11 protein-coding genes and 2 pseudogenes are annotated in these 14,918 nt (G+C 69.9%); 7 read left to right on the top strand and 6 right to left on the bottom strand.

Annotated elements, in window-relative coordinates; translation table 11 throughout:
• Positions 1–124: 124 nt before the first annotated feature.
• Positions 125–2,647 carry a hypothetical protein gene (locus tag ACIQTP_RS31020; protein ID WP_403405929.1) on the top strand — a complete coding sequence of 841 codons (2,523 nt, stop codon included), beginning with the start codon at positions 125–127 and terminating at the stop codon, positions 2,645–2,647.
• Between the two features lie 470 nt (positions 2,648–3,117).
• Here the strand turns inward: ACIQTP_RS31020 and ACIQTP_RS31015 are convergent, their stop codons facing one another.
• Positions 3,118–5,250: a PQQ-binding-like beta-propeller repeat protein gene (locus tag ACIQTP_RS31015; protein ID WP_403405926.1), complete on the bottom strand. Its 2,133-nt coding sequence runs from the start codon at positions 5,248–5,250 to the stop codon at positions 3,118–3,120.
• A 732-nt stretch (positions 5,251–5,982) separates the two neighbouring features.
• Between ACIQTP_RS31015 and ACIQTP_RS31010 the strand changes: the two genes are divergently transcribed.
• On the top strand, positions 5,983–6,570 hold the full coding sequence (locus ACIQTP_RS31010; RefSeq protein WP_403405923.1) for a hypothetical protein: 588 nt from the start codon (positions 5,983–5,985) through the stop codon (positions 6,568–6,570).
• Here the strand turns inward: ACIQTP_RS31010 and ACIQTP_RS31005 are convergent.
• From ACIQTP_RS31005 to ACIQTP_RS30995, 3 genes are all read right to left on the bottom strand, one after another.
• Positions 6,558–7,472, bottom strand: coding sequence for a TolB family protein (locus ACIQTP_RS31005; RefSeq protein ID WP_403405920.1), 915 nt, complete (start codon positions 7,470–7,472; stop codon positions 6,558–6,560). The two genes, ACIQTP_RS31010 and ACIQTP_RS31005, sit on opposite strands and share 13 nt — an antisense overlap.
• An 857-nt stretch (positions 7,473–8,329) precedes the next feature.
• A complete protein-coding gene (locus tag ACIQTP_RS31000; protein WP_403405918.1) occupies positions 8,330–8,926 on the bottom strand; it encodes an NADPH-dependent F420 reductase in 597 nt (198 codons plus the stop codon).
• Positions 8,927–8,981: 55 nt separating this feature from the next.
• Complete coding sequence (locus tag ACIQTP_RS30995; RefSeq protein ID WP_403405915.1) at positions 8,982–9,821, bottom strand: inositol monophosphatase family protein; 840 nt, start codon at positions 9,819–9,821, stop codon at positions 8,982–8,984.
• A 139-nt stretch (positions 9,822–9,960) separates the two neighbouring features.
• Here ACIQTP_RS30995 and ACIQTP_RS30990 point away from each other — a divergent pair, with 139 nt between their 5' ends.
• The 4 genes and pseudogenes from ACIQTP_RS30990 to ACIQTP_RS30975 all read left to right on the top strand — a co-directional run.
• Positions 9,961–10,866 carry a LysR family transcriptional regulator gene (locus ACIQTP_RS30990; protein WP_403405912.1) on the top strand — a complete coding sequence of 302 codons (906 nt, stop codon included), beginning with the start codon at positions 9,961–9,963 and terminating at the stop codon, positions 10,864–10,866.
• Between the two features lie 46 nt (positions 10,867–10,912).
• Complete coding sequence (locus ACIQTP_RS30985; RefSeq protein WP_403405909.1) at positions 10,913–11,053, top strand: hypothetical protein; 141 nt, start codon at positions 10,913–10,915, stop codon at positions 11,051–11,053.
• A gap of 10 nt (positions 11,054–11,063) precedes the next feature.
• Positions 11,064–11,354: pseudogene (locus tag ACIQTP_RS30980) on the top strand (alpha/beta hydrolase); the annotation flags it as partial.
• Positions 11,352–11,788: pseudogene (locus tag ACIQTP_RS30975) on the top strand (TetR-like C-terminal domain-containing protein); the annotation flags it as partial. The pseudogenes ACIQTP_RS30980 and ACIQTP_RS30975, both read left to right, overlap by 3 nt.
• A gap of 453 nt (positions 11,789–12,241) precedes the next feature.
• Here the strand turns inward: ACIQTP_RS30975 and ACIQTP_RS30970 are convergent.
• Positions 12,242–12,670, bottom strand: a complete 429-nt coding sequence (locus tag ACIQTP_RS30970; RefSeq protein WP_403405906.1) for a hypothetical protein — start codon at positions 12,668–12,670, stop codon at positions 12,242–12,244.
• 256 nt (positions 12,671–12,926) lie between these two features.
• Positions 12,927–14,459 carry a hypothetical protein gene (locus ACIQTP_RS30965; RefSeq protein WP_403405903.1) on the bottom strand — a complete coding sequence of 511 codons (1,533 nt, stop codon included), beginning with the start codon at positions 14,457–14,459 and terminating at the stop codon, positions 12,927–12,929.
• A gap of 178 nt (positions 14,460–14,637) precedes the next feature.
• Here ACIQTP_RS30965 and ACIQTP_RS30960 point away from each other — a divergent pair, with 178 nt between their 5' ends.
• The gene (locus ACIQTP_RS30960; RefSeq protein WP_403406130.1) at positions 14,638–14,913 is read left to right on the top strand and encodes a PIN domain-containing protein; all 276 of its coding nucleotides are present in this window, start codon (positions 14,638–14,640) and stop codon (positions 14,911–14,913) included.
• Positions 14,914–14,918: the final 5 nt, after the last annotated feature.

The raw sequence follows: 14,918 nt of genomic DNA, 5'->3' as shown, positions 1-14,918 counted from the left end.
TAGAGTGAGCTGATCGACTCCTGTGGTGGATGAGCCGGGAGTTGGTTCTCAAGGGGAAGGGACAGGGGGGCAATTGATGTCCGGATTTTGGGGTGGGCGGCTCCGAAGACCCGCTGCGGTGGGCGTGAGCGGGGCGTTGGTGACGGCCTCGGTGCTGCTCGCGCCCATGGCGAGTGCCACGGAGGGTGAACCCGCCACGGTAGGTGTGGTCTCCGCGGCACAGGGCCCGGCACACCGCAGTGCGCCGAGTGCCGAGTTGGGGAACGGTGGCCGCGTCGAACTCGTCGACGGACAGGACGTCCGGGTCACGGCGGACCCGGAAGGCTCCGGGGGCCACCCGGCCCGCTACGCGGTCGCCGCCATGAACGGCATGCTTTCCGTACGGCCGACAGGGAAGTCCCCGGCAGACCGTACGGCTGCGAAGCTTCCGCTGACGGAGACGGGCACGGGCACCGTGCGCAGCGGTCTCAAGACGGTGAGCGCCACCGCGTCGACGTACACGGTGAAACTGAGCATCACGCACGCCGACGTCAGGTCGAAGCTCTTCTACGTCTGGAACCGCAGGACCTGGACGTCGTACGCCGTCAACAGCGACACCGCGGACGGCACGGCGAGCGTGAAGCTGCCGCCGGGCGACTACTTCTCGGTGGCGTTGCACAACGACTGGCTGGAGCCGAGCTACCTGCTCACTCGTACCTTCACCGTCGGTTCGGCCGCCACCACGGTCACCTTCGACCAGCGCGCGGCCAAGGAGACCGCGATCCGTACCGACGACACCACCGCCACCCGGGACTCCTCGGCCGTGTGGATCAGCGTCCCGGGCGGCGACCTGGCGGGCTTCGCCGGTGGGGGGCCCGACAAGGTGTACGTCACCCCGTTCTCGGTGCCCGGTGTCTCGCTGCGCCTGCACGAGGTGCTCGGCAAGAAGGGCGCCTCCGCGAGCGTCCCGAGCCCGTACCGCTACGACCTCACGCACAGCTACACCACCACGCTGCCCACCTCGCCCGTCACCACGGTCCGTACCTCCGCCCTGGCGAAGACCGTCACGAAGGTCGACGCCCCGGGCACCCGCACCACCGCGTACCTGCAGAGCTCCCCTTCCTTCGGCGAGTGGACGGGCGTGTTCATCGGCGCCTCGGTGCCGGCCGCCAGTTCGGTCACCGAGTACGCCACCCCGGGCGTCACCTACAGCCGCCTGCTGAACTACGGCACCGGTGAGCTGAACCTGAACCTCCCCGACCGCACCCTGCCCGCCGGGACCAGTGCGGGCGAGGTCCTGGGCGCGGCCCCGCTCCAGCCGGTGCGCGGTCAGTCGATCGGCTCACAGCGGTACTTCGGGAAGATCTCGCTGTACGAGGGGAGCGCCTTCGGCGACACCGCGGGCCACACGGGTCTCGACTACCGCGCGACCTATGCCTACAAGCTGACGTCCGACGGCGTCACCTACGCCCAGGCCTCGGGACTCGACAGCTCCCACGGCCTGATGTCGTCGAGCCTGCCGTCGCTCGAGAAGACGTACGCCCTCGACCAGACCGTGCACCGCCGCGTCCCGTACTCCCGGTTGTCCACGGACGTGCACAACGAGTGGACGTTCCGCTCGGATTACGCGGAAGGCAAGGAACTTCCGCTGATCGACGCCCGGTTGAAGGTCTCGGGGCTCGACAGCCTGGGCCGTGCGGCCGCCGGGACGGTACGGATCGACGCGAGCGCGAGCACCCGCAACTCAGCGGCGGAGGAGGCGAACACCAGGGTCACGGGCCTCGCGTACTCCACGGACGACGGCACGAGCTGGACCGACCTGCCCGTCGCGGCCGACGGCTCCGCCACCCTTGACGTGCCCGCCACCGCCTCCTTCGTCACCCTGCGCGTCACCGCCGCCGACGACAAGGGCGGCAGCCTCCGCCGCACCATCGTGCGGGCGTTCGCGGGCCCGGCCCCGCAGAGCGACGAGACGGTGGGTGCGACCCGGGTCTCGAACGTCGTGGTGAACGGCGGAAAGCCGGTCGAGCTGACCGACGCGCCGCTGCAGGAGTTCACGGCGAAGTTCACCGCGACCGACCCGTCGGGGATCGCGAGCGGCGACATGTACTTCTACCGGGGGTCGTACGCCACCCCTGACGCCGTCCTCTACGGCACGTGGCCGGCGACCTGCACCAAGGCCAACGCGACCACGTCCACCTGCCAGGCGCAGTTCGCCTACATCCAGCCGCGCTGGACCCTCGGCCGCAACTCCCTCGCCGGTGCCTGGAAGGTCGCCGCCTGGGCCGAGTCCGCGGACGGCGCGGGGCACGTCGATCTGCACGCCGCCACGTCGCTGTCCGTGGTGCGCGACGCGACGGTGACGGGCAACGCGTCCCCCGAGCCGGTGACCAAGGGCAAGACGCTCACCATCACGGGCAAGCTCTCCCGAGCGGACTGGGAGACGCTCGGCGGGTACCACGGCTACGCCGGGCAGAAGGTGAAGCTCCAGTTCAGGAAGAAGGGGACGTCCGCGTACACGACGGTGAAGACGGTCTCCACCAGCAGCACGGGGAGCCTGAAGACCACGGTGAAGGCATCGACGGACGGCGACTGGCGGTACGCCTTCACCGCCACGTCCACCACAGCGGCCGCCACCTCCGGCGGCGACTTCGTCGACGTCCGCTGACCTCGCTCACCTCTCGCTCACCCTGCCGGGCCCCCGGACCGATCCGGGGGCCCGGACCGCCTACCACCTCGGTCCCGCACAGACGTGGGCCGCGGTGCCGGCGGCCGGCGTCGCATCCTCCCCAGCCTGGGAAGGGCCACACCAGGAACCCGGACCCGCCGTCCGGGCCAAGTACGTCACTCAGCCGGCGGCGGGGGTGATCGCGGCGCTGACCGCGGCCGGCCGGGGTGCCGACCAGCCCCTGGTCCTGCCGGGAACGTGAGATGCGTGCGATCGTCCACCGGCGGTACGGCGGTACGGCGGCCCCGAGGTACCGCGCCTGGTGCCCGCGGACCTGAATGCGGTGACCGGACTCGCCGTAGCCGGCCGCCTTCTCCGCGTCGACGGCAGTGCGACGCCGGGGACGGAACAGGGCAGCGCAGGCGGTCTGAGGGGTGATCCGCACGGTGCGCGGTGATGGCCTCGGCCGGTCAGGTGGGCCCGTCAGGGCTCCGGGAGAAGGCCGTGTCGCCGGCCGTCGCCACGATCGCGTCCTTGACGAGCAGCACTCGCGGCGGGTAGCTCTGCACTTTGTCCCCGGGGTCGTCCAGCGCGGAGGTGCGCCGAACCACCGCTCCGGTGCGGCTGTCCAGTGCCAGCAGACGGCCGAAGCGGTTGGAGAAATAGACCCGCTTGTACGTCGCCGACACCGCGGGCGCGGACAGACTCTCCATGTCCGTCATCTTCTGCCAGAGTTGTCTGCCGCTGTCCGCCGACACCGCGGTGACCGACCCGTCGGACCGGACGAAGTAGACGACGCCGTCCACAAGGGTGGCCGCGCCGGTCAGCGGATGTGCCAGCGGTATCCGTCTGACCTGCCCGGTTTCCGAGGCCACCCGCAGCAGCGCATTGTAGGGCCGTTCGTACCCGGCTTCGTACACGTCCTTCGCGGTCTGGGGGGCGAGGAACAGGGGCTGCCCGCCGACAGCGCCGAGCGCTTCCGCCTTCCTGGGCAGTGTGGCCGTTTCGGTCAGGCTGCCGGGTCCGAGCTTCATCAGCTTGACCGGGGCCCGGCCGGGCTCGTTGCCCTCCGAGCACAGGGCGTAGGGGACGCCTCCCAGTGCCGACGGAGTGCAGTACTCGTCCAGCGAGGGCGCCCGCCACAGTTCCTTGCCGGAAGGCCCGTAGGCCACGAACGACGCGTAGTCGGGGGACAGGGTCAGCAGCCCGCCGTCGTACAGGACCGCGGCCTCGGACTTGTTGATGTCGCGTTGCCACCGCCGGTGCCCGGTAGTGGCGTCGAGGGCCACCACGCGCCTGGTCCTGTCGTCCGGATCCTCGTACACATAGACCAGCCCGTCGCGAACGCCGATCGGCTGCGCCCCCTGAGGGCGGGTACCGGTCCGCCACAGGGTGCGGCCCGAGGCAGCGTCGATCCTGGCCGCCGTGAAACCCGTACCGCCGCAGAACAGGGCGTTTCCCTCTGCCACGCATCCGGGGCTGTCGTAGTCGAGAGGGACACCCTTCACGTCGTACCGCAGCTTCGTCTGCCACGGCCGCCAGCCGTCGGGCAGTGACGCGGCATGGGCGGTGGCCGTGGCGGTGTCCGAATTGGATACGAGGACACCCACCCCGATACACAGCCCCGTGACGGCCAGCACCGCACCGAGGCCGGTGAGCAGCGTCCGGGCTCGGCGTCGCTTGCCGGTACCGATGCCGGTCGCGGCGCCCGCGGAGGCGGTGGCCGCGCTCCGAGAAGTGGGGTGGCGCCGGGGTTTCGCGGACTGTCCGGTCTTCGGGGACCCGGTGGCGTCGGATTCCGGCAGCGCCTGGAGCATGCGGTGGATGTCCGTCAGTTCCGGCCGTGCGGCCGGGTCCTTGTCCAGGCAGCGCTCGACGATGCCCAGGAGCGCTTCGGGCACGCCGCCGAGGTCCGGGGTCCCGAACACCACCTGATAGCCGGTTATATACGGGCTGTCGGCGTCGAACGGTCCCGTGCCGACGGCCGCGAACACCAGCAGCGACCCCAGCGAGAACACGTCCGAGGCCGGGGTGACGTCCCGGGGAGAGGCCAGTTGCTCCGGTGACATGAAGGGCGGAGTGCCGATCATCCGCCCGGTCGTGGTGAGGCTCTGGTGGTCAGAAGCCCGCGATATGCCGAAGTCGATGACGCGCGGCCCGTCCTCGGTCATCAGGACGTTGCCCGGTTTGAGGTCCCGGTGCACCAGGCCCGCCCGCTGGATGTCGCGCAGCGCCTCGGTGAGCCCCAGCCCCAGCGCGCGCAGTTCCCGCTGGCTCAGCGGGCCGTCCCTCTTCACGACTTCGGCAAGGCTGAGTCCCGGCACGTAGAGTGTCGCCATCCACGGCTGGTCGGCGTCGGGGTCGGCGTCCACGACAGGCGCGGTGAAGGCGCCGCTCACTCTGCGCGCTGCCCCGATCTCCTGCCGGAAGCGCGTCCGGAACTCCTCCTCCTGGGCGTACGGCCCGCGCACGAGCTTGACCGCGACCTGCCGTCCCGAGGCGGAGACTCCCAGATAGACGACTCCCATGCCGCCCGCCCCGAGCCGACCGAGAAGGGTGTACCCGCCTATGGACTCCGGGTCCCCGGTGCTCAGGGGCGTCATCGCCGATCATCCTTCCCAGCGCCTGCCTGCCTCACGGGGATCAGAGCGCCTGCCTGCCTCACGGGGATCAGAGTAGGGCCTGCCGCCCCGGAAACGGAGCCGCGCCTACCACGCACCGGTGTCCCTGTGCCCCTGAGAACGCGGCGCCTCGCCGGACACGGTGACCGGACCCGTTCAACTCCGCGTTCATGGCGCGCACTTCAGGCGCGCCGACGCACACCACACGCAGCACAACCAAGACAGGACCGACCAAGAAGGCCCCCTCGGTCGTCACCCGCACCACTGCCGCTAACGGTTGATCAAGAGGTTGCCTTCACGACGTGCGCCAAGGCGATGAGGCCGATTCCGATCACGAGGAACGACGGATGCTCAAACCCGCCGCCCGCAACGAGCAGGGCACCCGCTCCCCAGAGTCTTGGCTGCCGAACATGGCGCTGTAGCCATCTGCCCGGCATGCGTCCAAGGAGCAGGCGTGGAGGCCGAGAACAGCACAAGCAATCCAGAGCACACCCACCAGGACAATCAGCGGCAGAAGCATGTCCGCGAACGATGTTGACATGGCCGATCCCCTGGTAGACCTCGCTGGAGCTCGTCGTACGTCGCCGACAGCACCGGTACCGACGGGTCCCTCATCCGGTGCGAGGTGGACACAGGGCTCGTACATGCCCGACAACCGTCGCGGTGGCGAGGCCATCTGGTTCACCATGGGGTGTGCGATTCGATTCCGTTCCCATGCCGGCGACCGTCGAGGCCAGACCTCGTGACAGCCGTGGCTATCCCGTACCCGCCATCACCCCGTGGGAGGGCGACGAGCCGCAGTTCGCGCTCACCGACTACGGGCGCAGCGCCGAGTGCGCACGACAGCGGCTGTGTTCCGTCTGCAACACCCTGATCCCCAAGGGTCCGGTGTGGCGGGTGGTGGGCGCCGCCGAGAGTTCCGCGATCGGCGAGGCGCTTGCTGCCGGGCGGCCGTACCGCAACATGGCGGCGACGCTGGAGGCGCCGGGGCACCGCGCGTGCATGCTCTACGCCTCGATGGTCTGCCCGTATCTGGCGCGCCCCAACGCGCGGCGGGGGCTGACGGCACAAAGCCCGGACGACATGACCGCGCATGTCGTCCGGGGCGCTGTTCGCGGCGATATGGGTGCCGTGGTGGGGTACGGCGACTACGAGTTCGCCGTCACCAAGACCCAGGTTCTGTTCCGATTTCTCGATGTGGTCGAGTACCTGCCGCATGACACGGCCGACCAGCACCTGCCCGAACTCCAGGCTGAACTCGCCCGCTCCGGCGGCCGGTTGGGTGGCGGTCAGCCGCGGTAGGCGGGCAGGCCGGTGTGCTTGGAGACCTTGACGGGCTTGCCGAAGCCGTGGGCGGTCTTCGTGATGGTGTACGTACCGGTGGGGGCACGGAAGGCGATGGTCTTGCCGTTGGGCGACCAGGTGGGTTCGGTGTAGTCGGTGGTGGCGTTGGGGGTGACGTCCTTGACGACGTTGGTGGAGCCGCCGAAGTCCTCGACGAAGAGGTGGTCGTGCCCGTGGACGGAGCGGACGAAGACGACCTCCTCGTTGTCGGGGGAGAGGGCGGGCTCGGAACCCTTGGTCAGCGCGCCGCCCTGCTGGCGCAGGTAGTCGTCACGGATGTAGACCTCGCCGGTGTGGGTGTTCTCGTAGACGGCCGAGCCGTAGCTGCCGCCGACATTCGGCCAGGTGTTGTTGGTCTGAGGGACGTTGCCGTCTCCCGGCTCGCCGTTCAGGCTGATCTTGGTCGGCTTGCCGTGGTTGCTGGTGGCCTTGACGCCCTCCAGGACTGTGCTGCCGTGGATCTTGGCCGAGAAGATGAGGTTGTTCTTCGCGGGGATCTGGTTCGTCCGGTCGGCGGCGGTCACCTGCCAGGTGGGGTGGGACCAGGTCTGCCCGCCCGGGTTGGCGGCGACGGTGACGCGGTGGCTGCCGTCGGGGTTGGAGACGACGAGGTCGCCGTGCCCGTCGACGAAGGCGGCCTTGCTGCCGGTGGGGTTCCAGGCCAGGTCGCGGACGGTCGTGCCGAAGTCGATCGACTTACCGTTGATCACGACGTGGCGGGTGCCGTCGCTGATGGTGAGCCCCCTGGGCACGGTGACCGTGTGGGCGGACGCGGTTGCGGCCGTGCCGCACAGGGTGAGCAGTGCGGCGGCACCTGCGGTGGTGACGGCTGCGGTGGTCCGACGGTTACGAGCGGACATCGAGGTTCCCCCAGGGATGTGAATGACGCTGCGATGAGAAAAGTCTTCCAACAAGGGGTGACAGAGCTGTGCGCTCGCTGTCACAGCTGTGCAATAGCGGGTCAAATGAGATGAAGAAACGTCAGGAACGGGCACCGACGCACTGAACCCGCCTGCGTGGGGCAGACGCCGTGCACTCTGCGTACGGCACAGGTACTTCCGTCATCGTCCTGGTTCCGCCGCGGCGCGCAGACGGTTCTCGCGCGCCTTCGGGGCCGGGACGTGCGCCGCCGAAGGCCGAGGTCCGTGACGTGTTGCCGCCGTGACGGGCTTCCGGCACCGAAGCCCCAGCAGCTGAAAGAGACTTCGGCCGGCATCACCTCCGCTGCGCACACAACGACATTCAGACTTGCGGAGGAACAGCGGGCTGAGGCCTCCTGACGGGGATCCCCTGCTGATCATGCTGGTCCACCGGGGACCCGGTAAAACACAAACCCCAGGTCGCTGACCTGGGGTTTCTGGGTTCTTCATGGAGCGGGTGACGAGAATCGAACTCGCACTCTCAGCTTGGGAAGCGACGGCGCTTGGGGAGCCGAATGGCTTCTGACCTGGTCATACGCGCGCTGGTATGGCATCCGGGCGCGCGGATCGCACCGCTGTCGACCGTGGTTTACCGGTCTTATGGGCACGCTATGGGCACGCCGCTCGTTTGGTGCCGGCGGGAGCCCCTCGCGGAAGCCGGCAAGGCCGGGACGAACCCGTCTCGACCGCGTCGGCCATCACCGCCGTCCTCGGCGATGGCCTTGAATTCGCGCTTGTCACGTAGGGCGATGTGGTGACGTTCGCGGTGCAGGGGCCCTGGCCTTTCCGTGTGCGGATCAGCGGGCGATCGAGATCGCGAACGGTGCGAATCCGCTGGACCTGATCACGTGCGGTACGAACAGGATCGCGGCCTCGGCAGCCCGCGCGGTCTCGATCCCGCCCAGGTCCGTGATCCACTCCTGGTGCCAGCCCAGGTCCACGAGAAGCCCGCGGACGATCTGCTTGGCCTCCGGGTCCTTGCCGGAGAGGAACGCGGTCGGCGTCTGGGTGAGCGTGGCGGGCGCGATCATCACCGAGTGAAGCATCGTGTTGAGCGTCTTGACGACGCGCGTCTCGGGGAGCGCCTCCTGGAGTTGCTCCGCGAGGCTTGAGCCGGGGTAGAGCAGGTCGGCGGGCAGTCCGTCCGGTCCGTCCACGGTGGCGTTGGAGACGTCCACGAGGATCTTGCCCCGCAGCTCCGTGCGCAGTGCGACGAGCCGCTCCAGAGAGCCCGCGCCCGGCGTGGCGTTGATGACGATCTGCGCTGTGCGGACGGCATCGGCGGCAGCGCCCGGCGAGCGGTCCGCCACGGTCACCTCGTGCCCGGCCCGGGTGAGGGCGGTGGCCAGACCGCCGCCGACGCGGCCGCCGCCGAGAACGGTGATGTTGCTCATGCTGAACCGGTCCTCCTGGTCTTTCTGGTTCTCGCGAGTGGTCAGGGGTGAGGGGTCAGCGGGAGAGCGTGGCGACCGCATCGGCGTGCACGCCGGATGCCGCGGCCAGGAAGCTCTCGCTTTCCGGGGTCCAGGGGCGGCCCTCGGCGTCGGAGATCCGTCCGCCGGCCTCCGCGACGAGCAGCGCCCCGGGAAGCAGGTCCGCGCGGGCCCCGGCGAACTGCCAAAAGGCGTCGATCCGGCCTGCGGCCACGTTCAGCAGGTGCAGGGTGGCGGGCACGGATGTCCGCACCACGAGCGCGTCGAGGAGCATCTCGGTGATCGAGGAGCCGACGCGCCGTACGACCTTCTCGTCCTCGTCCGGCCTTGCCTGGCTCGTGGCCACGATGCCCAGGCCGAGGTCCGTGGTCCGGGACACGTGCAGCGGCCGATCGTCGAGGTGGGCGCCGGCGCCGGTGAGCGCGGTGTAGGTCTCGCCGGTCAACGGCAGGTGGACCGCGGTGAGCACCGGCTGGTTCTCGCGCACAAGGGTGGCGGTCACCGCCCACTCCGGCAGGGCATGCAGGTGGTTGACGTTGCCTTCAGCCGGGTCCACGACCCACCATTCGCCGGACGGCAGAGCACCGCCCGCCAGCTCGTCCTCCACCCAGCGGGCGTCCGGGCGCAGGGCTGTGAGGCGGGGGCGCAGGATGCCGAGAGCCGTGTCGTCGTTGGCGGCGAGCGCGCGCATCAGCTCTTCGCGGCTCTGGTAGCGGACCACGTCACCGAAGCGCTCCCGCAGCGCCGAGCCCGCAGCGCGTACGGCGATCGCGGTCTGTGCGAGCAGGTCGGCGTCGGAGGTGGCCGCGGAGCCGGCGGCTGCGGTACTACCGGTGTTCTGAATCGACTCGGGCATGGCGGTACTCCCGTCTGAGCAAGGGCGATTGAGGCGAGGCCAACCGGGCGAGAACCGGTTCTTCTGCGCCCGCATCTCGAAGGTAGGAGCGACCATCGTTAACTTCAAGTGCATGTAAAGCACGGCTAGGATGAGTCCTATGCAATTGGATCTGAATCTGCTCGCCGCGCTCGACGCTCTCCTGGAAGAAGGCAGCGTGGCCGGCGCCGCCGACCGCCTGCACGTCACCGCCCCCGCGATGAGCCGCAGCCTCGGCCGGATCCGCCGTACGACGGGGGATCAGATCCTGGTGCGCACAGGGCGCACGATGACCCCGACGCCGTACGCGATCGCCGTCCGGGAACAGGTGCACGACCTGCTCCAGCAGGTCCGCGGCGTGCTGGCGCCGAGCCGTGAACTCGACCTCGCGACGCTCGAGCGCACCTTCACCCTCCGCTGGCACGACGCACTCGTCGCCCTCAGCGGCCCCGCGCTTCTCGATGCCGTGCGTGAGCAGGCGCCGGGTGTGCGGCTGCGATTCATCGCGGAATCGAGCATCGACACACCCGAGTTGCGCCGCGGCGAGGTCGACCTCGCCGCGAACGCGGACCGCCCGACCGCACCCGAGATCCGCGCCGACCGGGTGGCCGAGACCCAGCACGTCATCGTCGTACGGCGGGGACACCCGCTCACCCGTGTCCAGGACGTCACCGCCGCGCGGTACGCCGCGGCCGAGCACATCACCGTCTCGCGGCGCGGAAGGCTCGGCAACATTCTCGACGACGCTCTCGCGCGGCTGGACCTCACCCGACGTGTGGTGGCGACCGCGCCCACCGAAAGAGCCGCGTTCGACTTCGTGCGAGGCTCCGACCTCCTCGTCACAGCCCCCGAATCCACGGCGCGTTCGGCCGCCGCGGATCTCGGCCTGGTCCTGCTCCCGCTCCCACTCGACCTCCCGCCGGCCCCGGTGTACCTGTCATGGCATCAGCGCTATGACACCGACCCCGCACACATCTGGCTACGCGATCTGGCACGGACCGCGCTGACCAGCGCGATGACGCGATGACGCGATGACGCGATGACGCGATGAGAGGGCAGCGCCGGACGGCACGTTGACACCTGCCGACGCGCAGAACCAGTCCGTCATCGAGGGCTTCTGTCCCCCGCGCCTGCTCGCGGTGATCCGAGGTCTGCTCGCCGACCGGCGGGCGCACTCGCGCGACGGCCTGCGCAGTGACCTGACCGCTCATTGACAGGTTTGGCGCCGCGGCACAGGAGCCCTCGCTGATCACCGCGGTCGTCGAGCTGGCGCCGTTCACCCGCAAGCAGTCGATCCGCCTCGGCGACCTGCGGGTCAAGCGCTTCCGGCGGGGCATGCTGCGACTGCTCGGCGCGGGCGTGTTCGGCAGCGTGCCGGTCTGGCGTTCGTACCTCGACGTCGCCTACCCCGGCGTGCGCCCGGCCGACTGGACCGAGCGGCTCGGCCGCATCGACGCCCTGCTGCGCGAGCCGGGCCGGATGAAGGCCCTGCAGGGCATGGGCCGCAGCGCCCCGTACAAACACGTGGGCGGCCAGGAAGACCTCAACCGACGCATCGCGGCCCTGGCGTTGAACGAGGCCGCCGACGCCGTCGGAGGCGCGGTCCAGGGGTACGCGGGCCGTGACGCCCTGGCGGCCGCGGCCCGAGCCTTCCGCGTCTCGTCCTGGAACACCCCGGCCGGTACGCCGCGACGATCGGCGCGGAACCGTCCGGCCCGGACGATCCGATCGCCACCGCGGGTCAGCGGCTGCTCGGCGCGTTCATGGCGGTCCTACGCGGCTACGAGATCCCGGAGTCCGACGTGGACCACGCCCTGCGCACGCTCCGCAGCCTCTGCCACGGTTTCGCGACGTTGCAGGCGGACAACGGCTTCCAGTGGAGCGCCGACATCGACGAGAGCTTCGAGTGGCTGATCGCCTTCGCCGACCGAGGCCTGCGCGCCAGGTGAGAGAGGTTGCCGCCCTCGAGCCCGAGCGGTCCCGCTACTCGCACGCTCCTCGGGCAGGCCGTCCGCCGAAGAAAGCCGTCCCATGATGCGGTCGTGGTGTGCCACCCATGGACTGGACAACAAACAAGGCCCAGGTCTCGGACCTGGGCCTCGATCATGGAGCGGGTGACGAGAATCGAACTCGCACTCTCAGCTTGGGAAGCGATGGCGCCTGGGCGAGCTCTGTGGCTCTGAGCTGCGCGGATGCAGTGTCCTTGCAGGAACCGTGCCGTCGTATCGCTCGTGTGTCGACCGAGGTTGTCCACTCTTATGGGCACGCGAAGGGCACAGTGCAGTGGGGGGCGAGGGACACGGTGTCCGCGCGCCCTCATCGTGCTCGGCCCGCTGCGCGTTGACATGGCGCCTGTGTGCGCCGTTGCGAGGGCATATGCCGGATCCCGCCCAGGAGAGTGTTCACCGCGGGGTCGCGGTTCGTGTCAGCGGACGGGTTTTTGCTTCACTCCGCTCGCTCCGACCGCTCTCCACCAGTGCCGACGCGGAGGCGGGCAGACCACTCCCGCGCCCGCGCGGCACCGGACGCACAGGCACCGGAGCCTGTTCCTCGGCGGATCGGAAGACGCCGGGGTCGGTCCTGGGGAAGCAGCCGTTGTCGGTGGTGCAGGGCGGCAGGCCGAACTGGCTGCGGTAGACGGCCGGATCGGCCTCGGCGTTCGGGGCGTCGTAGGCGTCGACGAGGGCCGGCGTGGCGCCGGACCCGGCTGTGCCGGAGGGCAGGTCGTAGGCGCTCTGGAGGCCGGCGGGGCTCAGTCCCGCCGGGGCCGCGAGGGGTTGCAGGCCCTTGGCCTGCCGTACGTCGTTATGGGCGAGTGCGAAGCAGGACACCTCGCCGGGCGGGCTCGCTCGCGCACAGGGGGCGGGTGTCCGGCTCCGTGGTGACTGGGGCAGGTGGGGTCGTCCGCGCCGCCGTGTTCGCCGCCGGCGCCAGGACCGGCGGCGGTGTCGCGGCCGACGGTGCCGCCAGGGTCAGCGCCGGCAGGCCGCCCAGGAGGGCGGGCAACATGGCCCTCCGCGTGTTGGCCTCCCTTGGTGTCGACCCCACCGACCGTGCCGTCGCGACGGCACGGTCGGCCCTCAGTCCTCAGCCCACGGCGTACGCGTTGTACACCGTGGTCGTCGAACTGTCGCCGTGGGTGTCGGTGACGGTCGAGCGCAGGCCGACGCGGCCGGAGGCCGGGTTGTGGACGGCGGTGGTCCACTTGCCGCCGGACAGCTTCGCGGTGATGGCGTGCCAGGTGGAACCGTTGTCGGTGGTGTACCAGGCACGTACGGACTTCACGCTGTCCGACAGCCGGCCGATCGTGCTGTCGCCCGTGCCGTTGCGTTGCATGCCCAGGTCGACGGTCGTGGTCGACCCGGCAGCCGCCTGGTTCCTGGAGTTCAGTGCCTCGGGCGAGAACCGGGTGATGTAGGCACGGATCTGCTGGTTCTTGCCGGCGTCGGCGTAGAAGTGCAGGGAGAGGCTGGAGGAGGTCGACAGAGAGCCGGCCGGCAGATGGTCGCGGTGACCGGTTTCGGTGATCGTGTACCAGCCCGACCCCGGGATCCGCGGCTGCGCGCCGATCTCCTGCGAGGGGCTGTACTTGTGCGAGTAGAGCGTCTTGCCCGCGTGCGCCAGCGTCACGGTGCCGGAGGCCAGGACCCCGCCCGCCGTGAGCACGGGGTCGGCGAACGGGTTGTCGTTCCCGAAGTACAGCTGGTGGTACCAGGTGTACGGCAACTGCCCGCCGGGCCCCCAGACCGCGTGGCCGAGGGCCAGCGTGGCGGTCTTGCCGGCCGCGTACTTGTGGGACCCGCCGTAGATGAAGTCGTTGCCCTGCTGGCTCACTGTCCACTGGCCGGCCGGGACGTGGACGCTGAAGGAGTTGGGCAGGTCGCGCTGGACGTCGAGGATGTCCATGGACGACGAGCAGTCGGAGCCGCCCGTCGGCTCGCCGTTGAACGAGAACCGCGCCTGTCCGCTGTCGGGACCGGAACGCGCGTACACCTTGAGGGTGGTCAGCCCCGACTTCCTGAGTGTCGCGGACACCCCGGACGGCACGCCGCCGCTGTGCGTGGCGGAGGCCAGCCAGAAGTCGCCGCCGGTCGTCGACCGCGGTTCGTACGTGGTGCCGTAGGCCAGCTCGTACGCCTTGCTGCTGTTCGGGATGACGTACAGGTCGCCCGGCGCGGCCGACATGCTCATGGTCGCCGGGCTGTTGTCGGTCGCGCAGACGGCCGCGCTGACCGTGCGGTCGTATCCGCTGTCCGGGGCGGGACTGATCGAGACCTTGACCGGACGGCCCTTCCGGGCGTCGAACGTGGTCGTCGTGGCCCCGGAGACCTTCACACTGTGGCCGCCGACGATGCCGACCTCGCCGTTGCCGCCGGTGAAGGAGGTGGCGAGCTCGTAACTGCCGTTGGGCAGCGACGTCTTCTTGTTGCCGTCGATGTAGCGGAAGTCGTTCGTCCTCGTGTTGTAGACCGCCACCTGGGCGTAGACCGGTTTGCCGCTCCGGTCCAACGTCGTGACGGTGAGTGAGCCATTGGCTGCGGCCGACGCCGTGGAAGCGCCGGCCAGGAGAAGCGGCACGAGCATGGTGACGACACTCGCGGCTGCCGTGGTTCGCCGCATCAAACCCCCCATAGGTGCGCGACATGAACACGACACCGTAGCGTGCGGGGCAGCCGTCACCGTCACCGCCCCCCACTGATCTTTCACCGGCCCTCACCAGCGATCGCCGAGGCCGCTGCCCGTCATGTGTCATGCGTTGGCCATTCCGGCCGCACATACCGGTGCCGGCGCTCAGACGGTGCAGGGCGACATTGACCGCTTCCCTATCACGGAGATGTTCACCGACCTCTGCCCCGATGCGGCCGAGCCGAAGAACGCAGGGCGCCGGATCGGCGCGGTGCAGCACCGTATGGCCCGGGTCGGAGAGCATCGCAGTGCCTCGGCGGTGGACCTCGTCATCGCCGCGACCGCAGCCCATCACGGACTGGCTGTCCTGCACAACGATGCCGACCACCGCGCCATTGCCCGGCTTGCATCCGACCTGACCGAGCACAACATCCACGACATCGTCTGAGAGGT

This window comes from Streptomyces sp. NPDC090798, from assembly GCF_044768965.1.
In the GTDB taxonomy this organism is placed as follows: Bacteria; Actinomycetota; Actinomycetes; order Streptomycetales; family Streptomycetaceae; genus Streptomyces.
The sequence above is the reverse complement of the archived record's forward strand: the minus strand, read 5'-3'. Positions and strand labels throughout refer to the sequence as shown.